Source organism: Faecalimicrobium dakarense (assembly GCF_000499525.1).
Taxonomy (GTDB): domain Bacteria; phylum Bacillota; class Clostridia; order Peptostreptococcales; family Peptostreptococcaceae; genus Faecalimicrobium; species Faecalimicrobium dakarense.
Genome location: NZ_HG529242.1, coordinates 1 through 21,346 on the forward strand (window position 1 = coordinate 1; position 21,346 = coordinate 21,346).

24 protein-coding genes and 2 pseudogenes are annotated in these 21,346 nt (G+C 28.2%); 21 read left to right on the forward strand and 5 right to left on the reverse strand.

All coding sequences use genetic code 11. From position 1 onward, the window contains the following. The 7 genes from BN899_RS19180 to BN899_RS02500 all read left to right on the forward strand — a co-directional run. The coding region (locus BN899_RS19180) for a hypothetical protein (protein ID WP_042272493.1) at positions 1-583 on the forward strand (583 nt) is incomplete at its 5' end. Between the two features lie 149 nt (positions 584-732). Further along, the gene (locus tag BN899_RS02480) at positions 733-2,616 is read left to right on the forward strand and encodes a DUF927 domain-containing protein (RefSeq protein ID WP_042272495.1); all 1,884 of its coding nucleotides are present in this window, start codon (positions 733-735) and stop codon (positions 2,614-2,616) included. Positions 2,617-2,752: 136 nt separating this feature from the next. Further along, positions 2,753-2,878, forward strand: coding sequence for a hypothetical protein (locus BN899_RS20060; protein WP_278244947.1), 126 nt, complete (start codon positions 2,753-2,755; stop codon positions 2,876-2,878). A gap of 158 nt (positions 2,879-3,036) precedes the next feature. After that, a complete protein-coding gene (locus BN899_RS02485) occupies positions 3,037-3,384 on the forward strand; it encodes a hypothetical protein (RefSeq protein WP_042272498.1) in 348 nt (115 codons plus the stop codon). A 146-nt stretch (positions 3,385-3,530) separates the two neighbouring features. Further along, positions 3,531-3,899: a recombinase family protein gene (locus BN899_RS02490; RefSeq protein ID WP_042272500.1), complete on the forward strand. Its 369-nt coding sequence runs from the start codon at positions 3,531-3,533 to the stop codon at positions 3,897-3,899. Between the two features lie 160 nt (positions 3,900-4,059). Continuing rightward, positions 4,060-5,706 (forward strand): recombinase family protein, encoded by a 1,647-nt coding sequence (locus BN899_RS02495; protein ID WP_042272503.1) that lies wholly within the window; start codon positions 4,060-4,062, stop codon positions 5,704-5,706. Positions 5,707-5,733: 27 nt separating this feature from the next. Further along, a complete protein-coding gene (locus BN899_RS02500) occupies positions 5,734-6,132 on the forward strand; it encodes a hypothetical protein (protein WP_042272506.1) in 399 nt (132 codons plus the stop codon). 242 nt (positions 6,133-6,374) lie between these two features. On the opposite strand, the gene BN899_RS02505 is transcribed toward BN899_RS02500, so the two are convergent. Both BN899_RS02505 and BN899_RS02510 read right to left on the reverse strand, forming a co-directional pair. Then, the gene (locus BN899_RS02505; protein ID WP_042272509.1) at positions 6,375-6,551 is read right to left on the reverse strand and encodes a 4Fe-4S binding protein; all 177 of its coding nucleotides are present in this window, start codon (positions 6,549-6,551) and stop codon (positions 6,375-6,377) included. 13 nt (positions 6,552-6,564) lie between these two features. Further along, positions 6,565-6,936 (reverse strand): pyridoxamine 5'-phosphate oxidase family protein, encoded by a 372-nt coding sequence (locus BN899_RS02510; RefSeq protein ID WP_042272512.1) that lies wholly within the window; start codon positions 6,934-6,936, stop codon positions 6,565-6,567. 196 nt (positions 6,937-7,132) lie between these two features. On the opposite strand from BN899_RS02510, the gene BN899_RS02515 reads away from it, so the two are divergent. From BN899_RS02515 to BN899_RS02545, 7 genes are all read left to right on the forward strand, one after another. Then, positions 7,133-7,636 carry an Rrf2 family transcriptional regulator gene (locus tag BN899_RS02515; protein WP_042272514.1) on the forward strand — a complete coding sequence of 168 codons (504 nt, stop codon included), beginning with the start codon at positions 7,133-7,135 and terminating at the stop codon, positions 7,634-7,636. A gap of 223 nt (positions 7,637-7,859) precedes the next feature. After that, on the forward strand, positions 7,860-8,153 hold the full coding sequence (locus tag BN899_RS02520) for a winged helix-turn-helix transcriptional regulator (RefSeq protein ID WP_330362420.1): 294 nt from the start codon (positions 7,860-7,862) through the stop codon (positions 8,151-8,153). 246 nt (positions 8,154-8,399) lie between these two features. Next, positions 8,400-9,101 (forward strand): pirin family protein, encoded by a 702-nt coding sequence (locus BN899_RS02525; protein WP_042272518.1) that lies wholly within the window; start codon positions 8,400-8,402, stop codon positions 9,099-9,101. Between the two features lie 344 nt (positions 9,102-9,445). Further along, on the forward strand, positions 9,446-10,012 hold the full coding sequence (locus BN899_RS02530) for a nitroreductase family protein (RefSeq protein WP_042272521.1): 567 nt from the start codon (positions 9,446-9,448) through the stop codon (positions 10,010-10,012). A 69-nt stretch (positions 10,013-10,081) separates the two neighbouring features. Beyond that, positions 10,082-10,618: a hypothetical protein gene (locus BN899_RS02535; protein ID WP_042272524.1), complete on the forward strand. Its 537-nt coding sequence runs from the start codon at positions 10,082-10,084 to the stop codon at positions 10,616-10,618. Then, positions 10,585-11,649: a hypothetical protein gene (locus BN899_RS02540; protein ID WP_042272527.1), complete on the forward strand. Its 1,065-nt coding sequence runs from the start codon at positions 10,585-10,587 to the stop codon at positions 11,647-11,649. Before BN899_RS02535 ends, BN899_RS02540 begins: the two co-directional genes overlap by 34 nt. Before the next feature lie 538 nt (positions 11,650-12,187). Then, positions 12,188-13,096, forward strand: a complete 909-nt coding sequence (locus BN899_RS02545; RefSeq protein WP_042272545.1) for an alpha/beta hydrolase — start codon at positions 12,188-12,190, stop codon at positions 13,094-13,096. 338 nt (positions 13,097-13,434) lie between these two features. Here BN899_RS02545 and BN899_RS02550 read toward each other — a convergent pair. Then, positions 13,435-14,327: pseudogene (locus BN899_RS02550) on the reverse strand (PhzF family phenazine biosynthesis protein). A gap of 256 nt (positions 14,328-14,583) precedes the next feature. Here BN899_RS02550 and BN899_RS02555 point away from each other — a divergent pair. Together BN899_RS02555 and BN899_RS02560 are read left to right on the forward strand one after the other, a co-directional pair. Beyond that, entirely contained in the window at positions 14,584-15,360 is a 777-nt protein-coding gene (locus BN899_RS02555) for a nitroreductase family protein (RefSeq protein ID WP_042272529.1), read from the forward strand. A 17-nt stretch (positions 15,361-15,377) separates the two neighbouring features. Beyond that, complete coding sequence (locus BN899_RS02560) at positions 15,378-15,743, forward strand: ArsR/SmtB family transcription factor (RefSeq protein ID WP_042272532.1); 366 nt, start codon at positions 15,378-15,380, stop codon at positions 15,741-15,743. Between the two features lie 176 nt (positions 15,744-15,919). Here the strand turns inward: BN899_RS02560 and BN899_RS02565 are convergent. Next, positions 15,920-16,665 (reverse strand): annotated as a pseudogene (locus tag BN899_RS02565) (EFR1 family ferrodoxin). A gap of 329 nt (positions 16,666-16,994) precedes the next feature. On the opposite strand from BN899_RS02565, the gene BN899_RS02570 reads away from it, so the two are divergent. The 4 genes from BN899_RS02570 to BN899_RS02580 are packed head-to-tail and all read left to right on the forward strand — an operon-like array spanning position 16,995 to position 18,745. Further along, on the forward strand, positions 16,995-17,483 hold the full coding sequence (locus tag BN899_RS02570; protein ID WP_042272539.1) for a helix-turn-helix domain-containing protein: 489 nt from the start codon (positions 16,995-16,997) through the stop codon (positions 17,481-17,483). Positions 17,484-17,502: 19 nt separating this feature from the next. Next, entirely contained in the window at positions 17,503-17,862 is a 360-nt protein-coding gene (locus BN899_RS02575) for a DUF4180 domain-containing protein (protein ID WP_042272541.1), read from the forward strand. Between the two features lie 12 nt (positions 17,863-17,874). Further along, positions 17,875-18,147 carry a hypothetical protein gene (locus tag BN899_RS19495; protein ID WP_242824052.1) on the forward strand — a complete coding sequence of 91 codons (273 nt, stop codon included), beginning with the start codon at positions 17,875-17,877 and terminating at the stop codon, positions 18,145-18,147. Then, a complete protein-coding gene (locus BN899_RS02580) occupies positions 18,116-18,745 on the forward strand; it encodes an alpha/beta fold hydrolase (RefSeq protein WP_242824053.1) in 630 nt (209 codons plus the stop codon). Before BN899_RS19495 ends, BN899_RS02580 begins: the two co-directional genes overlap by 32 nt. Before the next feature lie 241 nt (positions 18,746-18,986). Here the strand turns inward: BN899_RS02580 and BN899_RS02585 are convergent, their stop codons facing one another. Beyond that, the gene (locus BN899_RS02585; RefSeq protein ID WP_042272542.1) at positions 18,987-19,565 is read right to left on the reverse strand and encodes a cupin domain-containing protein; all 579 of its coding nucleotides are present in this window, start codon (positions 19,563-19,565) and stop codon (positions 18,987-18,989) included. Between the two features lie 322 nt (positions 19,566-19,887). Here BN899_RS02585 and BN899_RS02590 point away from each other — a divergent pair. Next, the coding region (locus BN899_RS02590; RefSeq protein WP_052356526.1) for a leucine-rich repeat domain-containing protein at positions 19,888-21,346 on the forward strand (1,459 nt) is incomplete at its 3' end.

A 21,346-nucleotide genomic window follows, 5' to 3' on the forward strand; every position in this document is an offset into this window, starting at 1 on the left:
AGTAGATGAAGAAGATTATATTCTATGGCAGTCAACGCTTAAAGATATACAGAGGATTGATAAATTAGTAAGAGGAATTTCATCATATAGTGATACAAATAAAATACCTGAAAGTCAAAAAGATGATATAGTAGTCCTATATCGAACATTAAACAAAGATCGTGAAAAACTTGATATTCTAAAAAAATTCGCCAGAAAAAAACATCTAACAGAAAAAGAAAGTGAAACATTATTTGATTTGTTTGTAAATAGCATGAATTCTAAAGAAGAAAGAGAAGAATATTCTAAGCATAGAGAGGAAGTCAAATCAGAAGAATTAAAAGCAGGAGTTGATAAAATAATATCATCAATAATAGAGACAGTAAAAGAAACAGAAGAGTTTACATACGGAGCTAGATTAAAGCTATTAGATAGTCTAAGTAAACATGTAGAAATAGTAATAGAGTTCCATAAAAAAGAAATACAAGTTGCAAAAGAATTAGGAGGTAAAGAAATAAACATACTTGAAGAAGAGGCTAGATTGGATAAAATATCAAAAGAAGATAAAATACGTAATAATTATCCTGAATCTAAGAAAAATTAAATATTATAACACTAAAACACCAAAATGTCAAAGACAAATTTGGTGTTTTTTCATGTCCATGACCAATAATTAAAAATATAGTAAGATATACCCATACCAAAGTAAAAAGACTTAAATTTCAACATATAGACAATAAGGAGGATCTTGGTATGACGCTTAAAAGATTAAATCCAGTAGTATTAAAGAAAAATGGAAAGTTGATAACTTCTGAAGAAGATAAAAGAGAAGAAAGGTACATTTCTAGAGAACTAAAGCTACCTACTGAAATAGTAGAAATAGAGAAATCAAATACTATTCAAGATGTAAGTAAAATTGAAGAAAAAGAGGAGGATTCTACTAGAGATCTAGAAGAAAGTAATCAAGAGCGAAATAATAACATGATTGAAATTGATCCTGAACTAAATGAACATGAGGAAAAACTAAACGAAATAGAGAAAATAGATGACGACTTATCAATCTGCTACAAAACAAAGCAAATTGTATACGATGGAGGAAAAACTGCTAATTTACTAGAGATAAGGACACCTGAAAAAAATATTGATACAAATAATGTAATACTACCTATAACAACAAAATACTTAGACAGGTATGTAGAAATGCGTGTTCCAAGAGATAAAGCTATGTCAAAAAGAGAGATACTTAAGCTAAGTTTACATGGAGCTAATGTCACCGAAGAAAATGCAAAGTACCACATAAGGTCGATAGATTACCAAGAACGTAAAATTGGGAAATCTAACAATACTCATAGTGAATTAGGGTTTGCTATGCATGATGACAAAGAAATCTTTAAACTAGATAGGGCAATAAATGAAGATAGCAAATACGTTGGGGTATTAGACTTAAAGCCTAAAGGTAATTTAGAAGACTACTTAAAAGATATAAGAGAACATGTAGCACCATACACAAATATTTCATTAGCATTTGCACTAGGGGTAAGCTCAGCAGTAGTTGCTAAGTTGAATCAGTATTGTGAGGATGTAAATACAGTACTATCACATTTTGTAACTGAATCAAGTAAGGGAAAAAGTACAGCAACAATGTTGGCAATATCTATTTGGGGAAATCCCAAATTAGGAGCAGGAGGATTGTACAATACTTGGAACTCCACAGAAAATGCACTAGCAACTTCATTAGCTGGAAACTATGGGGTAGCATACGCACTAGATGAACTATCAATGTCTAAAATAGAAGATACTACAAGCTTAATCTATAATCTTGTTGGAGGAAAAGATAAAGCTAGGCTTACAAAAGATATAGAACTTAGGAAATCAGGGACTTGGGTAACCACAATAATTTCTAATGGAGAAGCATCACTTCTAAATAGAGCTAAAAATAATACTGGACTAGATGTAAGAGTATTAGAGTTAGAAGGTATAGTTTGGACAGAAGATGCAATACACTCAGACAATGTAAAAGCATTGGCAAATAAAAACTATGGTGTTTTTGGATACAGTTTCGCAGAAAAACTAATTAAATACTCAATAGATAAGTTAAAGCTATTGTTTGAAGATGAAAAAAGAACTTTCATAGAGGAAGTAAAGGAAAAAGGAATAGTAGATAACATGGTTGCTAGAACTGCAACAAAATACGCTATTTTAACATTAACTACAAGACTAATAAATGCAGGATATAAGGAGCATGGAATAAACTTAGACATAGAAGGGATTAGGAGTGTGTTAGTTGATACAGAAATCAATAGCATACAGAGAAGAGGAATACAAAAGAAAGCATCAGAATGGCTAATAGAATACGTGGAAGCAAATGCATCTAAGTTTAAATGTGGTAAGGAGAGTAATCCAAATGTAGACTATTGGGGAAGTAGAAAAGAGCTACCAAACGGAGATTTAGAAATAGCAGTACTAAAGCAGAGATTTGAAGATGTAATGAAACAAGGAGGGTTTGAAGATACTGTGGTTGTACTTGACCAATTTAAAAAAGATGGAATGCTAGACTATGAAGAAGGAAGGCTAACAAGAAAAAGAAAGATAAATGCAGTATCTACACCAGTGTATGTAGTGATACTTAAACCATAGATAATTTTGAAATAAGAGATGATATTGTAAATGAAATAGTAATAAAAATCTATATCACTAAATGAAGTGAAATAGTGAAAATAGAATTAAGTCTAAGTGGATGTAATCAAATAAACAGTTAAAATGAGGTGCAGAAATGGACAACATAGGCAAAATGACAGAAGCAGAAGTGAAAAGTACTACAGTAATAGAGATAATTGGTGAAATACTTCAATCATATCTTTTGAAGGAAGGTAACAAGGAAATTGCATCAGTAGAGTAATAATAAATAAGGGATAGGGAATGTGAAAATTCACACCCTATTCCCATAAAACACCACATCAAAAGTTTAGTATTTCCAATAGATAGAGATGAAAATTCACGCTTTCACGTGAAAATTAAAATAGATGATAAAAAATAAATAAACAGGAGAGAGATGACATGGAGAGATACAAACAATATAAATACGAAGATGTAGGAGTATACATAAAACCAGAAATAGATGATAGTGAATTACACATTCGAACTAAGGTAAATATCCTTACAGGAGAGCTATACGATTACGGTTGTGAGCCAATTACAATGGTAGAAAGTAATATAAAAGGAGACTATGCAAAATTAGAAGAACTAATAGAAAAGATTGAGTGGTTTAGGGTCAGTGCAGTAATAATTTGGTCATATTCAGAAATTGAAGAAGATTTACTAGATAAGCTGAAGGAAGCTTGCTATAAAAATGGAATAGAGATAAATGCATATAAGGAAGATATTCAGTCATTGTTATTTGATTAAGAAGTAAGTAGAACGTGAAAAACCACGTTCTACTAAATAAAATCTACATTGATAAAACATAGTAGTATCAATATAAGAAGCTAAAAATTCACGTTTTCACGTGGAAATTAAAATAGATAATAAAAAACTAAATTAGGAGGCAAACAATGAATACATGCAGAATGAACATATACAGTAACTATAAAAATGAAAACGTAGCAATTTACGCTAAGAAAAGTTCAGAAAAAGAAAATGTAAATGAGCCTATAATGGGGAAAGTAACATGGATGAAAATGGAGATAGAGGAGTTTGGTGTAAACATACTAGAATTTGTAGATAGTCATACAAAAGGAGAGCATCAAGAGATAAATAAACTAATAGAGCTAGTAAAGAAAAGTGAAATAAAAGCAATCTTAATTTGGGATTTTGCTGATATACCAACAGAAATAGTCGAAATATTAGTAGACGAATGTAGTAAAAGAGATGTGTACTTAAATGGATTTCTAACAACTATAAATACAAAAGAGATAATCTAATTTAATAAATAAAAATAAATTACACCTAAAAAATAGCGTGAAAACGTGGAAATAATATTTAAACCCTTGGAACAACACGATGTTTAATGTGAATCTAAACGTGGTTTCAAGGGTAATTAGTGACAAAAAAATGGGAAAATAGTGTTTGGAGGACATTAAGATGACTAAAAAAGTAGCAATATATTGTAGAGTATCAACAGTAGAGCAAGCAGAAGAGGGCTATAGTATAGATGAACAAAGAAGAAGGAACATAGAATACTGTGAAAAAGAAGGACACGAAGTTTTCAAAGTGTATGAGGATAGAGGGATAAGTGGTAAGAATATTTCAGGTAGACCAGGATTAAAAGAGCTTTTACAAGATGCTAATGCTGGTAAGTTTGATTTAGTAATAGTTTGGAAACTAAATAGAATAAGTAGAAAGCTAATAGACATACTTAACATAGTAGATACACTAGATAAAAATAAGATAGCTTTTCGTTCTCTAACAGAAAGTTTTGAAACAGAAACTCCAGCAGGAAAGCTACAACTTAATATCATGGGAGCAATAGGAGAATTTGAAAGAGGTACTATAGCAGAGAATGTAAAAATGGGAATGATGGCAAGGGCTAGAGAAGGAAAGTGGAATGGTGGAAAAGTACTTGGATACGACATAGTAGAAATACCAAGTGAAGGAAAGAAGAGAAAAGATACTAAACTAGTAATAAATGAAAAGGAAACAATGACAGTAAGAAGAATATTTGAGTTGTATAGTGAAGGACATGGATACAAAGCTACTGTAAATAGAGTAAATCAAGAAGGTCATAGAAGTAAGAAAGGTAATGCATTTGCTACAGCTACAATAAAAGAGATACTAAAAAATCCAGTCTACATTGGAAAGATAAGATACAATTTAAGACAAGATTGGAATGAAAAAAGAAGAAGAAATATCAATCCTGACCCAATACTTGTAGATGGAGAACATGATGCAATAATAGATAATCAAACATGGGAAAAGGTACAAATAATATTAAAAGATAGAAGTAAAACTCACAATAGAGTCTATGATAGCGAGTTGATTCTAAGTGGACTATTGAAGTGTCCTGTTTGTGGAGCATCAATGACAGTAAGTAGGTCAACTAGAAAAAGAAAAGATGGAACTAAAGCAGTGAATGAGTACTATGCATGTGGCAATTGGAAGAACAAAGGAACAGCAGTGTGTAATTCTAACTCTGTAAAGGCAAAAGTAGCAGATGAGGTTGTAATAAATAAACTAATAGAAACAGTAAACAATGAGCTACTACTAAAGAAAGTAATAAATAACATCAACAAGAATAAGTCTACTAAATTAAAGCCAAAATTAGATGAAATGAACATAGTAAACAAGGAAATTGATAAGTTAAATAGAAAGAAGAACTCTAGCATAGAGCTATTTGAAGATGGAATATTGGCTAAAAACGAATTAGCAGAAAGAGTAAAGAAACTAAATGAAGAGATAGATACTTTGAAGTTTAGGCTAGATGAAATAAAGCAAGATGTAATGTTAGCAGAAGGAGAACCAATACCTTTTGAGTTAGTAAGTCAAGTGATGAAGAAGTTTGGACAAGTATTCAAGGAGAGTAGTACAAGGCAACAAAGAAAGCAGTTGTTGAACTTACTTGTATCTAAGGTAACGATAGATAAGTCAAGAGCAATAGATACTATAGAGTTACAGATAAATGAAGATGTAATAAGATACTTAGTGAAGGAAGGGTCGTCTGAAGAAGACGAAGACCCTTCCTTTTTTCATGTTTCAGCGCTTAATTGTACTTGCTTAAAATTTATAATATAATTAGAGTAAAAAAATAGGAGTATCAAAATGAGTGCAAGTTCAATGATAAGAGATAAGCTTATTCTTAATGGAGGTAAAGCTAAAGTAAAACTTTTAAGAGGAGATAAGTACTTCAATATTACATTAACAAATGAAGGCATATTAGTTGATAACTTAGATAAAGAACCATTGTTAGAATGGAAAGTATTTGAAAAAACAATAGAACTTTTAAAATCGAAAGGTGGTTGTGCAATAAAAGGAGATGCTATGGCATACAAGTTAGGTGAGGGAAATTTATCTATAGATTCAATAGAAGGATATATCGCAAAAGAGGTATATAGCAAAGAAATAGGAGATAGCGTATTTAGAAGGATAACGCCTATAGTAAATATTTTAATTTGGTCAGAGTTATGTGAAAATGGAAGAGGTAAATTAATATTAAAGTAAAAACACGCTCCTTTGAAGGTGTAACGGAGAACCGTATCACAAGTAAAGGAGCGCGGTTTTAGAATATAGATAATCAAAAAGAACAGTATAAGATAATAAGTACTGTTCTTTTTAATTATGTTTTCTAATTATCTTATTTTTACATTGAGATAATTAGCGATTTAGTCTATACTCAATGGATCTGTAATAGAAGGTGATGTTACTACTCTATTTTATATATTCATTTATTTACATTCATTCAACTAGTTTTGAGATATGCATTTTTTAGGGCAAGCAAGTTGACATGCTCCACAATCAACACAAGCTGATGGATTTATTATTCTTTTTTTATTTTCTAATTGTGTTATACATCCGACTTTACATACTCTTTCACAGGTTCCACAAGCGACACACTTAGATTTATCAATTATTCTAGGCATAGTATAATCTCCCTTATAAAGTTTGTTTACAAGAGCTAACTGTGACTTCTAATACTCTCGTTAAGAAAGGAAACTTATCTATCATCATTTTAAAGTTTTCCCCATCTTTTAAGAACCTAGCAGTTCCTTCAAGTAAAAATCCAGTTCCCATATATCTATATCCCATTACTTCGTGGCTACCTAGCGTTAATTTAACATTAGGATTAATATTTATATTATTCTCTGTGTTTATCATTGCAGCAGCAGGAATTAATATTTTATTTCCTTCTACAATAACTAGATAGCTATTCCATGTATTTGATGCATGAGCCTCATTATTTGCGCAAGTAACAATAGAAACAACTCCTTCATTATTTAAAACTTCTAAAAATTTTTCTGTAAACATTTTATATTCCTCCTTGAATTGTAGATATTTATTATCGTCGATAAATATTGTCTGGAATTATAATATAATAATTTTTTTTATGTGTCAACAATAAAATGTTATTTTCAATTCAATGTAATGTAAGTAAGGTGTCTTGAATCAAATTTAATAATAATGTATGATAAAGATATTATTTTTTAAAGGAGCGTAAAATTAAATGAAATTTTCGGTAGGAGTAGAATATGCACTACATTGTTTACTATATATGGTTAATTTAGAAGAAGGTAAATCAATTGGAATTAGGGATTTAGCAACATTTCAAGGTATATCAGAAAGTTATTTGTCTAAGGTATATTCAAGATTAAGTAAATCTGGAATAATAAAATCTGTACCAGGAGTAAAGGGAGGATATGCATTAGCTCGTAGTGCAGATAAGATAACATTTTGGGACGTTGTAGAAGCTGTAGAGGGAAGAGAACCATTCTTTCAATGTGCAGAGATAAGACAAAATAATATATTACTAGATAAGAATAATTTACCAGATACACATACTAAGTGTCCTTGTTTAATAAAGGTAGTTATGTTAGAGGCTGAAAATGAAATGAAAAAATATTTAAATAATAAGACATTAGAATGGCTATATGATCAAGTATATAATAATACACTTCCAAAAGAAATGGAAAAAGCAACAATTGAATGGTTTAAAAATACAAAAAAATAATATTATAAATAGGATAAAGCTGGATAAGGTAAAAATACTTTATCTAGATTATTCAGATGATATTCTAGATTATATATAGGAGTTATATAAAAAAGGTATAGTAATAGACTTTGAAAAATCATCTTACTCAGGAGTATATGTTAAAAATAACAACCTGCTTACTTTTTTTTAGTATGTATGTTAGAATGTAGGCAGGTGGTGATTGGATATGGAAAAATATCATATGTGTCCAAAGTTTGAAAATGCCTTTGAATTATTAGGAAAGAGATGGACTGGACTAATCATAAGAACATTACTGAGCGGGCAAAAGCGTTTTTCTGATATAGCAGATGCAATTCCAAATATGAGTGCTCGTATGCTAACAGAAAGATTTAAAGAATTAGAAAGCGAAGGAATTGTTATTAGAAAAGTTTATCCAGAAACACCTGTACGTATAGAATATGAACTTACAGAAAAAGGACAGGAACTTAAAACTGTTATGGATGAAATTCAAAAATGGGCGGAAAAATGGAATTAAATAAAATAATACAAAATAAATAAAAAGAATCTCCTATTGATTTAGGGGGTTCTTTTTATTTATTAAAAAACTATTGACTAATTATGATTAGCATGTAATAATATTTTCAAAGTTAGTAACTAAAAGTAAGTAACTATAAAATTTAGTTTTAATAAATATATGTAAGGGTATAAATTATTATTATTGAAGTATATATGGATAGTTTAAATTAAAAATATAAAAGGTATTAAAAAGGAGTGTTATAAAATGTTAAGAAAAATAGATAGTAAAAATATGGGAAGCAGTGATCTTGGATGGTTAAAAAGTAAATTTCACTTTTCATTTGCAGAGTATTATAATCCAAATAATATGAATTTTGGAGTTTTAAGAGTTATAAATGATGATTTAATTCAACCTAACACTGGATTTGGAACTCACCCTCATAGAGATATGGAAATAGTATCATATGTTGTTAATGGTGAACTTACTCATGAAGATAGCATGGGAAATAAAAATACTATAAGTCGTGGGCATGTTCAATACATGAGTGCAGGAACAGGAGTTTATCATAGTGAGTATAACTTTGGAAAAGATACATTAAGACTTTTACAAATATGGATTTTACCTGATAAACAAGGATATAAACCTAGCTATGGAGATTATAAATTTAATTGGAATGATAGACAAAATAAATGGCTTAATATTGTTTCAGGGAAAGATAAAAATGCACCAATAAAAATAAATCAGGATATGAATATTTATTCTTTAGAACTTGAAAAAGGAAAAGAGATTGATTTTAAAGTTAATGAAAAAAGACAAGCTTACTTAGTTCAAATAGAGGGAAATTCATCAATTAATAAAATTGAATTAAATGAAAGAGATTCAATGGAAATAGTTGAGGAAGATATTTTAATTAAAGCAAAAGAAACTTCTCACATTTTAATTTTAGAAATGAATAAACAAGATTAATATTAAAATTTAATTATGTTACCTGATCTTAATTTATAGACGAAAATATATAAATAGATTCATTTTAAAGATTTAATAAAGAACCGTATCACAAGTAAGTGATACGGTTTTATTATTAAAAAATATGTTATCATAAGAAGATGTTGATATAAATCGATTAAAAGGTAATTGATAACAATATCTATGTAATAAAGCATTATTTACAACTTTACACGCTCACATAAATATAATAACAAAACAGATGATAGAGAGTGGATATTATATACAATAAAACAAATAGACAATTGTAAATTTATACGACAAATAAAATATATAAAGACGGATAAAATTTTAGGGGGACTAATATGGATACAATAAAGGCTATAGAAGAACGAAGAAGTATAAGAAAGTTTCAAAATAAAATAGTACCAAAAGAAACAATAGAAAGATTGTTAGAATTAGCAACTAAATCACCTTCAGGTAAAAATCGTCAACCATGGAGATTTGTCGTTCTTCAAAATAGGAAGAAAGATGAGTTAGTAGATATGATGAAGAATGCATCAAATCTATATAAGAAACAAAATAAGTCTATTGGAAGTTTAGATTTAAGTACTAATTCAATTAATGAGGCATCTGCAGTAGTTTTAGTATTTAATGCATTTTCTAACTTTGAAGAAGACTATAATCACAACAGATTACTTACTGATACTCAATCAATAGGTGCTGCTATACAAACTATGATTTTAGGTGCGCAGAATTTTGGATTAGGTACTCTTTGGATTTGTGATATTTTTTACTGTAATAATGAAATATGCTCTTGGTTAAACCGTAAAGATGAACTTGTAGCAGCAGTAGCAATAGGGTATCCAAATCAATCTCCATATTCACGACCACGAAAGTTACTAAAAGAAGTTACAGAATGGATGTATTAAGAAAATCAAAAGCAAATATGGTATATAATTTATTTGATATAGGTCAATAAAGAATAGGGAGGGGACAGCATGAAAGAAAAATTTCGTTCTGCTTTAGGGATATCATATTTTATATATATACCGCTTTTTATATCAATTATCAATAAAGCAGTACAAATAGGATTACTTGGAGAGGACAACTTTATAACACAGATATTTGAAAAAATAAATTTTGAATCACCTGTAGGTGTAGGCAGTACATTATTTTTTATTATTTTTTACGCTATGACTTTTTATATTGTAAAATCAGATACTGATGAAATAATAGTATATGAAGATGATAATATAAAAAATAAAATTTATAAAAAATTAATTATATACAAGATAATGGTAGTATTAACCATAGTTTTATGTACATATATAACATTAGCTTCTAATAATATAGACATATTATTTACAAGTATATTTTTAATAGTAGATAGTGTACTTATTCTTTATGCAAAAAAAGGATATTTAAAATCTTATTTATACAATAGGCAACTTCAATGGTTTAAAGAAATAAATAATGAAGATATTTACAAAGATACTTATAAATGGAGAAAAAACGTAAGTTTAATGGATATGTAAAGGTAAATGCAAAGCATAGATATATGAATATAATTAAATATATACCAACAATTATTTTTGCAATAGTTTTTATGATGCCAGATTCGATTTTAATAAGACTTTTAATGGGATATATTTTATTATTTAATATTGCTGCGGTAGTAGAAAATTTATTTAGTCTTTATACAAGTACTAAAGGAGTATGTACATCAGTTAAAGAGTGTAGTAACAAAGGAAATCACTACTATATGGTAGTTGTTACAGACTATGAAAATAAAACTGAGATGAAATTTAGTATAGAACAACTATTTAATATAAGCGAGATGGATACAGTAGAAGTAGTATATGGAATTTTTAGCAAAAGATGTATAATGATAAATAATGTTATTAATATGCCAAAGGAAAGTCTTAAAAGTACTTATTTTTCATTATTTATATTCTTGGCAATTATAATAGGTATATTTATAAAAGCTTTTACACTAGATACAAATGAGTATGAATATAATGAAAATGAATATAAAAATACTACATACGGAGATACTACATATGAAGATGATTTTTATAATGAATATAAAAATGATATAGAATATATGGATAATCCCGATATAGTATTAACGGAACAAGAAATTTTAGATTTATATGAAAATACTAAAAAGGATACACTTGATTATGAGATTTTTCATCCTAATGAGTACTATGTAGAATCTACATTTAATACGTTTGAACATTATGAAGGAATGGTTAAGAGACAAATAGTAGATGAAAAAAGGTATGGGCAAATTTTATATCCATATACTTATGATGGTTATGAAAATAATACAACTATCTCAAAAGAGAAGGCAATGTATTTAATAAATTTAGTGTTACCTTCAGATGCAAAGGAAGAAAGATCATTAGTTAATAAAGGCTATGGAATAGTATGTAAAGTTTATTCATCTAGTAAAGGAACTTTTGTAGTTAGAATGCAAAGAAAGCAATACTTTAATGGGACAGAGCCTTATTATAATAATGATGAAATAGTAGATATTAAATATCTAAAACTTATAGAATAAACAATAATGAACCGTATCACAAGTAAATGATACGTTTTTTATTGCTTTGGGACAATTAATTAGAAATACATCCTAGAATATTAAGAAGTTATTAAAATAATAAATATACATTTTGAAAGTATTGTGAATTAAATTCTTCTTTAAAAATTAAATAATATGGTATTAATGATATATAAATGAGGATTAATTATTGTATAATTATATGAGTTAGTTGGTTATTAAACTACTAGATAAATTATAATTTGCAGATGGTTATCATATAGATGTTTTTGAAAACTTATAGCATGAAATGAATCAAAATTAGTATTTCTATTTTTAAATACAGAATATAAGCATATAACAGTAAAATTAAGTTTTAGTATAAATATGAAGACTTTTTGCATAAATTTCACAATTTTAAATTAAGTGTCCTGGGTTATAGAAAGGAGAAGCTATAATGAAAAAAATATTTGTCGTATCAGCAGGTATTGCTGGACTAATAGGAATATGGTTTTATCATCGTGATAAGAAATACCCTTTGACAAAAGGTTATTATCTCATGAATAAATTCAGTATACCAGGTAAAGTATTGACATTATCAAATATCAAGCTAGTTAATAGATTATTATCTAAAGAAGGATTACCCAAAACCCCTGATGATATTATTAGAGAAATACGATATATTAAGACTGAGGATAAAGGAAACATACCTTTAAGCATTTATAAGCTAAAAGATATGGATGACAATATACCTTGCCTTATTTATTTTCATGGCGGTGGATTTTTCTTTAAAGATGAGGCATACATGCATAGGCTTGTTTGTGAATATGTTAAAAAAGCAAAATGTATGGTTGTATTTGTACATTATAGAACTGCTGATGAATATCCATTTCCAACACCTTTTAAAGATTGTTGCAATGCTATTGAATATGTATGGGAAAATGCTGAGCAATTTAACGTAAACAAAAAGAAAATTGCATTAGGTGGAGATAGTGCTGGAGGTGCATTGACAGGTGCGTGTACACTATGGTGTAGAGATGAAACTGACATAAAACTGTGTTTTCAAATGTTGATTTATCCAGTAACTGATTCACGTATGGAAACTGAATCTATGAAAAAATATTCAGACTGTCCGCTATGGAATTCTTCTCTAACAAAAAAGATGTGGAAATTCTATTTGAGAAATGGTATTAAGGGAAAGAAAGAGTATATAAGCCCAATTTTAGCAGAAAGATTTTCAGAATTGCCACCTGCATATATAGAGACAGCTGAATATGATTGCATTCATGATGAAGGTATAGATTATGCTAAGTTTTTGACATCAGCAGGGGTAAAAGTTCAGTTAGAAGATGTTAAAAGTGTTTTTCATGGCTATGATGTATTTTTAAATACTGAAATAACAAAGAGAATGATTGAAAAACGTGCTCAAGCTTTATACTCTGCATTTTATGAGGAAGATATAGATTAACTGATTTATTAATACATGAGATGTAAATAATTTATGGTGATAAAGTTCAATCACAATCATATTAATTACTATTTATAAAACGTGAATTAAATATATATAATGAATTTAGAAATGAGAAATATCACAAACTTACATAGATTATAATAAAGGCTTAAATTAGTGAATAAAATAAAAGTCACGCTCCTATATGGAGAACCGTATCACAAATAAGTGATACGGTTTTTTATTACTAAACTATGATTTAAATCTTATATTTAGTATTTAGATTGCTATTAATAATTCTATATATCTAAGTTTAATATCTTTCTCATTTAATCTTTGAGCCAGAAACGATGCAGTTATATTTCAACTTCAATTTCAGATATATTTAATGCTTTTCCACCTACCAGCACACCAAGAACCTCTTTATTTTGAACTGCTAAGGAAATAATTATTTCTGAAGGTTTTTCCATTGAATAACCTTGTTCCATAACTATATACCCAGTATTGTTAGGGTTGATTTTATCATACTTAAACAGATAACACGCAAGAGCACCATTGGATGTACCAGTTGCAGACTCTTCTGGTATTCCGTAAAGAGGTTCCAAATTTCTGCAGTGAGCATCTGAATTATTAAGTGTCTCTAGTGTAAAGATATGATATCCAACAGCATTATATTTTTTGCTGATTTCTGCTACTTTTTCAAAATCTGGTTTTATTGCTGTTAATATTTCTAAATTTTGATAGGAACAATGATGTCTCTTAAACCAGTAGATACTATTTGAACTGGTAAATTTTCTTCTATTTCAGCTAAAGTAATATTCAAGGAATCTGCAATTTCTTCTTTACATATTGTTTCATAAAAGGTTGGAAGATTCTGATTCATTATGATTGACATATCTTCCTTTATTTCTATATTTAAAATTCCTGCTTTAGTTTCCTGTGTATATATACCTGGCTTTATTTGACCTAGACTCAATAATAAATAATAAACTCCCACTGTAGCATGTCCGCAAAGGTCTACTTCTTCAGTAGGAGTAAAAAATCTTACCTTGAAGTCTGCAAGGTCTGACTTCATTACATATGCAGTCTCACTAAAACCAATTATACCAGCAATCTTTTTCATATCATTTTCCAATAGATGATCAGCATTAAACACAACCGCGGCAGGATTTCCTCCTTCAATGGATTTTGCAAATGAGTTTAATGTAAAAGCTTTTATTTTCATAATACTAAATCTATCCCCCTTCATGCATTTTATAGTTTTTATAAGTTATAAAGTACTTTAACATTTAACAAGAAAATCCTCCTAGTAATAAAAAATCATAAATTATTAATTGATGATTAAGTAATGTAACCATAAGTCTGATTACTTTAACTTTAATTCGTATGTGATTAAAAAATACATTAAAAATTTAATGGTAAACAAATTCTTTACCAATGAAAATAAAAAATATATACATGCTATAATGGTTTAAACCAATAAGCGAAAGGTAGATGAATAGATTATGAAAGAACAACACATAATTGAAGTTAATAAAGACATTTGTATTGGATGTAGTCTTTGTAAAAATGATTGCCCAGTAAATAATATAATTATTAAAGATAAAAAATCAGTAATTAAAAATCAAGACTGTATAAAGTGCGGGCATTGTGTAACTATTTGTCCCACAAAAGCTATTACAATGACAGGATTTGATGAACCGCCGATTGAATTTACAAAACAACATACTTTAGATTCGAATGAATTGTTAATGGCAATTAAATCAAGAAGAACAATACGTAAGTTTAAAAATAAAGAAGTAACATCAGAAATTATAGAGCAAATTATTGAGTCGGGTAGGTTTACACCTAGTGCTAAAAATGCACAAGATGTATCATACATTGTTTTAGGTGATGACAAAAGTAAGTATGAGGAAATTGCAGTAAAATTTTTTAGAAGAATAAAACCAATCGTAAGTCTTTGGATGAAAGATGCAAAAGAAGTTACGATTGATGACAATTTCTTTTTTAAAAAGGCACCGATTGCAATAATGGTAGTAACTAAAGATAAGATTAGTGGTTCACTTGCAGCATCGAATATGTCATTAATGGCAGAATCTTATGGACTGGGTGTACTGTATAGTGGATTTTTTACAAGTGTAGTAAATAATTTACCAAAATTACGAAAACATTTAAATCTAAAATCCAAGGGTCATGTAGTGACAACGCTAGTTCTTGGATACCCAGATGTGAAATACAGACGTACTGCACAAAAAGAGATAGCTAATGTCAGATATTTATAAATGTTAAGGAGAAGTTTATGGAAACAGAATGTCAGGAAAGATTAAAAGAAATAACATCAAAATTTAAAATATGCCGTAAAGCTATTTCTGCTATGGGGGATGAAACTAGACAGTTGATTTTACTTACACTTTTGGAGAGTGACTTTAATGGAATTCGAGTAGGGGAAATCACAGAGAAAACACATCTATCTAGACCAGCCGTATCCCATCACCTTAAAATACTAAAAGAAGCGGAAATTGTGAATGTACGTAGAGAAGGAACAAAAAATTATTACTATCTTGATTCAAAGGAATCTCAGTGGGAAATATTAACTGACCTTATAAATCTTATATTTACTGGAATACAACATATTAGTAAAGATGATTCAAGAAAAGAGAAATAAACTAGATAAATTAATAATTCTATTCAAGCAATTAAGAGCGTAATAAGGTCTAGTTTGAATGGTAATATACCATTTAAATTAGACCTTATTACTAGATAACTTACTAATTAAAAAACTTAATTTAAATCATATTTTAGCAAGTGAATTTAATTTTTTAGTCAGCCTTTATTGTATATTTATTTTGGACAGACATACCTTACCATACCTTTACTATTCTTGCCATATTCAATAGCATCTTTTGGACATCGACAAATACATGCCATGCAATGGGTGCAATTCTTTCCCCAGTTTGGCTTCCCATTTTCAAGTTGAATATTTCCAAGTGGACAGATATTTTCACATTTTCCACAGGAAATACAAGCATCTGTAACATAAAATTTTTTAGAATGAACAAATAGTGGATAAAAATATCATTTACCAAACTACTGTTGAATTTGTCCTTAAATGTTACGTGAGGTTCTGGAAATGCTAAATTATTTCTAATGTATTGTGCTGTATCTGATATTATCTGCTCGGATTGTTCTATTATCGCCAGCGCCTCATTTTTATCAGGTGTCTTAAAAAGTGCGATATAATTTTCAGGCATTATGATAGATTTACATCCTTTATAATTCATCCCTTTTGCTATGCATAGTTTCTTTAAATATTTGCCTGCATCTCCATTTGAATCTCCACAGGTCATTACAAAATAAATATCGCGGTTTCCACCTAATTTTGTTTTCATCAGCCATTCATGAACAATACGGGGAATACGCCATGCATATGCTGGTACAACTATAACCCATGGTTTATCAGAAGTTAAATAGGAATAATCACAATTTCGGATTTTTTCAAAGAGATTCAATGATTCATTCCCAATCTCTTTTCCGATTCTTTTTGCTACATAGGCACTGTTGCCCGTGCCAGAAAAATACATAATCATAACCTCAACCACTCCTTTAGTAAATTAATTTCAAAAATTGTAATTAATTTAGTTTATCTTTATCTATACTTATTATATTTTTTGCCGTAACATTGATTTTTTCGTTAGTATTTGTTAAATATTATAGCAGACAAAATAAATATTAGGGTATTAGTAAAGAAATTCGTTACCATTAAGATATCATAATAAAATAAAATTGAAGTGAATAATTAGCAATAGATATCAATAAAATACAATAAAGTTAAATAAAGTCCAATAAAATATATTGACGGAATGCTTAGAATAAAATATAATGAGTCTATAAATTGAGAAAGAAAGGATTAATTTTAATGGAAGAAAAATTTTATACAATTGATCAAATTGCAGAAATATTAGGTATGCACCATAAAACTATAAGAAAATTCATAACAGAAGGTAAGCTTAGAGCAAATAAAGTTGGAAAGCAGTGGAGAATATCAGGACATGATTTAAGTCTTTTCATGGAAAATAATAATGTTAGTATTAGAAATAAAAATGAAGTAGAAAATGAAAAAATTGAATTTTCTACTAGTGAGGTAGATACTAGCAAAAGAATTAATAAAATAAATATATCTACTGTTATAGACATTAATGAGGTAGATATGGATGAATATAGAAAAATATCAAATATGCTTTTAGCAGTAATGAATAGTAAAGATTCAAAAATGAGTAATTCAACTATTAATATAAAGCACTACAAAATAGAGAGAAATTTAAAAGTAATGCTGTGGGGAGATATTGAATTCACCAAAGAAATGTTGGATTTTATATCTACACTTACGCAAAAAGATGATATGTAAACAGAAATTAGGTGAAAACATGAATTATAAAATCGTAGAGAAAACAAATAAAAAATATATTGAAGTTAAACAGCCACTTACTTGTGAGTCTGATGTATTAGATATTATTGGCATCTGTATTTCAAATGATATTAAATTATTAATGCTTAGAGAAGAAGTATTTACTGAAGATTTTATTAATCTTAAGTCAGGTTTAGCAGGTATAGTTTTACAAAAGTTTATGAATTATCATATAAAAGCTTCAGCAACAATAGAAGATAAGAATAAAATTAGTGAAAGACTTGGGGAGCTAATATATGAATTAAATAAATCAAATAATTTCAGAGTATTTGATAATAGTGTAGATTCTGAAAATTGGATTTTAAATATTAAACAATAAGGAAGTATAATTATGACAACAAGTAGCAGTAAAATAGATAATAGAAATATGGAAGTAGCATTTAAGTCTGAAGAAGGAAAAAAAGAAGTTTTAAAATATTATGAATCACTAATTAAAAATTGGGATTTTCCACACGAAGAAATTAGAGTAAATACAAGCTATGGAGAAACCTTTATTATAGCTAGTGGTAAAAAAGAATTACCACCCCTTATATTACTTCATGGTAGTGGGATGAACTCAGTAATGTGGATAAATGAAATGGTGGAGTACTCAAAAAAATCATAGAGTATATGCAGTTGATATGCCTGGAGAACCAGGTAAAAGTGACGAAAATCAAATACCATTTAATGGAGATGATTTTTCAAATTGGTTAAATGAAGTTTTCAATTCTCTAGAAATAGAAAAAGCAAGTATTGTTGGAATTTCTTTAGGAGCATGGTTAGGAACAAAGTTTGCTATAAAGTTTTCACAAAAGGTAAATAAGCTAATACTACTTTGTCCAGCGGGTATAGGTCCTCAAAAAAAGTCTTTTATTTTTAAATTCTTATTCTATTCGTTGTTTGGAGAAAAAGGAATTGATAAACTTTACTATAAGATAAATGGTGATAAACTTATACCTGAGGTAATGTTAAATTATCAAAAGCTAATTGCAAAGCATTTTAATTTTAGAAAAGTAACTATTCCTATATTTTCAGATGCTGAATTACAAAAATTAACAATGCCAGTTGCATTATTTGTAGGAGGCAAAGATGTAATGCTACATTCTGAAAAGACTGCAAAACGTTTAGGATCACTATTAAATCATGCTAAAATAAATTTAATTCTTGAGGAAGGGCATTCAATTGTTAATCAAGGAGATGAAATAAGAGAATTCTTAAATTAATATTATATAAATTATATTAATGATTTTATAACAATATATAAGTTTAATAGATAAATGTATCTTATAGTTTAAATTGTTGAAACTATAAGATACATTTGTTTTTAATACTTCTATATTACATTTTTTCACAAAATCAATCTCTCCTATAATTTTAAACTCTTATTTATATAAATATAGTCTATATCATATTCAACATATAAGCCTATATTATAGTAGGTTTAAAAAATGGATAGATAGATTTTTAGTTATGTTCAGCAGATTCTGCATCTGCTTTAGTTTTATGAACTGTATTACGTGGATGCTCAGGCGGAGCATAGATAGCGTATAATTTAAGTGGTTTATTTCCTGTATTAATTATATTGTGCCATTTACCAGCAGGTATCATGATAGCATAGTCATCATAGATTTTTCTTTGAAAATTTAGATTATCTTCACTATCTCCCATTTTAACAATCCCTTGACCTTCTTCAATACGTATGAATTGATCACCTGTTGGATGAACTTCTAGACCTATGTCATCACCAACATCTATGCTCATTACAGTAACTTGTAAATTATTTCCTGTCCATAAAGCAGTACGGAAAGTATTATTTTTCTCAGTAGCATCATCGATATTAACTACAAATGGGTCTGGACCATAATCCTTCAATCTAGTAAATGGTATATTAAGGCTTGATTTATACATTTGTGAGTTAACTGCAAAATGGTATGGATACATATTATACATTTGTGAGTTAATCCAGAAAGGATATGGGTACATATTATACATTTGCGTGTTGCTCCAGTAAGGAAATGGAAATAGCTTATGAGAATTATACATATTTATCACCCCCTTTTATAGGCTTTATACAGTGTATGATATATATTTAGAGGAGATGCTTACCTTAATAAGTAATAAAAAATAATATGTTAAGATATATATTATCAATTTATGATAGGAGGATTAGGATTAATTTTTGCCATTTTCACATACCGGATTTATCTTGATTTATTAAGTATAAATAAGGCGATAAATGTAAAATTATATTATCGAAAAATGCAAATAAATAACAAATATAAAATAAATATTAAAAAAAAATTTGTTTTATGTTAAAATAAATTTAACAGAAAGTGAATATTAATTTAAATGGCAGGGAGATAAAATGAATAAAAATACAAAAAAAATAGCATCAATTGTACTAGTAACATCTTCTATAACTAATGTGTCTACATTAGGAGTATTTGCAGAAGGACTTACTAACAAGCACACAACAAAGATTGAAAATATAAGTACTAAGGCCTTACAGGAAAACGATATTGTAAGTATACCTGATGAAAATTTAAAAAGGGAATTAAATTATGCATTAAGCCAAAAAGTAGATTCTAATATAACAGTTAGGCAATTAAGTAGTTTAAAAAAATTACAGTTAAGCAATAAAGAGATAAAAAACCTTGAAGGTCTTCAATATTGTACAAACTTAACTGATTTACAAATATTTAATAATCAGATAAAAGATATAAGTCCATTAAGTAGCTTAGGAAATTTAACAAATTTAAGTATGTTTAACAATCAAATAAGCGATATAAGTGTATTAAGTGACTTAATAAATTTAACAAATTTAAATTTAGGTGGAAACCAAATAAGTGATGTAAGTGCATTAAGCGAACTAACAAGCTTAAAAAGCTTAAGCTTAAGTAGGAATCAAATAAATGATATAAATTCACTAAGTAAATTAATAAATCTAACAGATTTAGACTTAGAGGGAAATGATATAAGTAATATAAGTTCACTAAGTAGACTAACTAATTTAGAATGGATAAATTTAAATGAAAATAATTTAACTAATACAAATGGATTAGATAAGTTAATTAATTTAAAGAACTTAAGTTTATGTGAGAATCAAATAAATGATATAAGTTCATTGAGTAAATTAACAAATTTAGAATCTTTAGGCTTACACACTAATCAAATAAGTGATATAAGCTCATTAAGTAATTTAATAAATTTAAATTCTTTAACTTTATTTACTAATCAAGTAAGTGATATAAGTCCATTAAAAAATTTAAAAAAGTTATATCATATTAATGCTCGTCATCAAAGCATAGTATTACCAGCAGTAGTAAGTCAAGCAGGTGAAAATATATCTGTTAAAAATGAAGGTATAGGTATGGATGGTGAACCTATAGTACCTAAATATATATCTAATGGTGGTATATTAAATAAATCAACTAACTATATCACTTGGAAAAGTGCGAATATATCAAATGTAGATAGTGTATCGTATGATTTTGAATATTATGATAAAGAAAATGTTCAAATATTTGCAGGTAAAGTTACTCAGCCTATAGAATCAGTTTCGGAAATTAAAATAAAAAATCCTATTTCTGGTATGTATGTAGGTAATAATCATAAATTAATAGCAAGTGTAAATGAAAAAGATACAGAAAATGTAACTTGGTCAGTAGATAATGAAGATATAGCAACTATAAGTAAAGATGGTATATTAAATGCTAAAAAGCCAGGCAGTGTCACTGTAACTGTTAAGTTAAATAATAGTGATATAAGTAAAAGTATTAATATAGAATTAGTAAACTTTTATGACAATACAAATATTCCAAGCA

Excerpts from the sequence above, each read along its gene's own strand:
- BN899_RS02585 (WP_042272542.1), bottom strand. The coding sequence starts at position 19,565 with ATGTATAATTCTCATAAGCTATTTCCATTTCCTTACTGGAGCAACACG.
- BN899_RS02555 (WP_042272529.1), top strand. The coding sequence starts at position 14,584 with ATGAAAGAACAACACATAATTGAAGTTAATAAAGACATTTGTATTGGA.
- BN899_RS02525 (WP_042272518.1), top strand. The coding sequence starts at position 8,400 with ATGTTAAGAAAAATAGATAGTAAAAATATGGGAAGCAGTGATCTTGGA.
- BN899_RS02515 (WP_042272514.1), top strand. The coding sequence starts at position 7,133 with ATGAAATTTTCGGTAGGAGTAGAATATGCACTACATTGTTTACTATAT.
- BN899_RS02530 (WP_042272521.1), top strand. The coding sequence starts at position 9,446 with ATGGATACAATAAAGGCTATAGAAGAACGAAGAAGTATAAGAAAGTTT.
- BN899_RS02505 (WP_042272509.1), bottom strand. The coding sequence starts at position 6,551 with ATGCCTAGAATAATTGATAAATCTAAGTGTGTCGCTTGTGGAACCTGT.
- BN899_RS02570 (WP_042272539.1), top strand. The coding sequence starts at position 16,995 with ATGGAAGAAAAATTTTATACAATTGATCAAATTGCAGAAATATTAGGT.
- BN899_RS02510 (WP_042272512.1), bottom strand. The coding sequence starts at position 6,936 with ATGTTTACAGAAAAATTTTTAGAAGTTTTAAATAATGAAGGAGTTGTT.
- BN899_RS20060 (WP_278244947.1), top strand. The coding sequence starts at position 2,753 with ATGGACAACATAGGCAAAATGACAGAAGCAGAAGTGAAAAGTACTACA.
- BN899_RS02575 (WP_042272541.1), top strand. The coding sequence starts at position 17,503 with ATGAATTATAAAATCGTAGAGAAAACAAATAAAAAATATATTGAAGTT.
- BN899_RS02490 (WP_042272500.1), top strand. The coding sequence starts at position 3,531 with ATGAATACATGCAGAATGAACATATACAGTAACTATAAAAATGAAAAC.
- BN899_RS02495 (WP_042272503.1), top strand. The coding sequence starts at position 4,060 with ATGACTAAAAAAGTAGCAATATATTGTAGAGTATCAACAGTAGAGCAA.
- BN899_RS19495 (WP_242824052.1), top strand. The coding sequence starts at position 17,875 with ATGACAACAAGTAGCAGTAAAATAGATAATAGAAATATGGAAGTAGCA.
- BN899_RS02500 (WP_042272506.1), top strand. The coding sequence starts at position 5,734 with ATGAGTGCAAGTTCAATGATAAGAGATAAGCTTATTCTTAATGGAGGT.
- BN899_RS02535 (WP_042272524.1), top strand. The coding sequence starts at position 10,082 with ATGAAAGAAAAATTTCGTTCTGCTTTAGGGATATCATATTTTATATAT.
- BN899_RS02485 (WP_042272498.1), top strand. The coding sequence starts at position 3,037 with ATGGAGAGATACAAACAATATAAATACGAAGATGTAGGAGTATACATA.
- BN899_RS02540 (WP_042272527.1), top strand. The coding sequence starts at position 10,585 with ATGGAGAAAAAACGTAAGTTTAATGGATATGTAAAGGTAAATGCAAAG.
- BN899_RS02520 (WP_330362420.1), top strand. The coding sequence starts at position 7,860 with ATGTGTCCAAAGTTTGAAAATGCCTTTGAATTATTAGGAAAGAGATGG.
- BN899_RS02580 (WP_242824053.1), top strand. The coding sequence starts at position 18,116 with ATGAAATGGTGGAGTACTCAAAAAAATCATAGAGTATATGCAGTTGAT.
- BN899_RS02545 (WP_042272545.1), top strand. The coding sequence starts at position 12,188 with ATGAATAAATTCAGTATACCAGGTAAAGTATTGACATTATCAAATATC.
- BN899_RS02560 (WP_042272532.1), top strand. The coding sequence starts at position 15,378 with ATGGAAACAGAATGTCAGGAAAGATTAAAAGAAATAACATCAAAATTT.
- BN899_RS02480 (WP_042272495.1), top strand. The coding sequence starts at position 733 with ATGACGCTTAAAAGATTAAATCCAGTAGTATTAAAGAAAAATGGAAAG.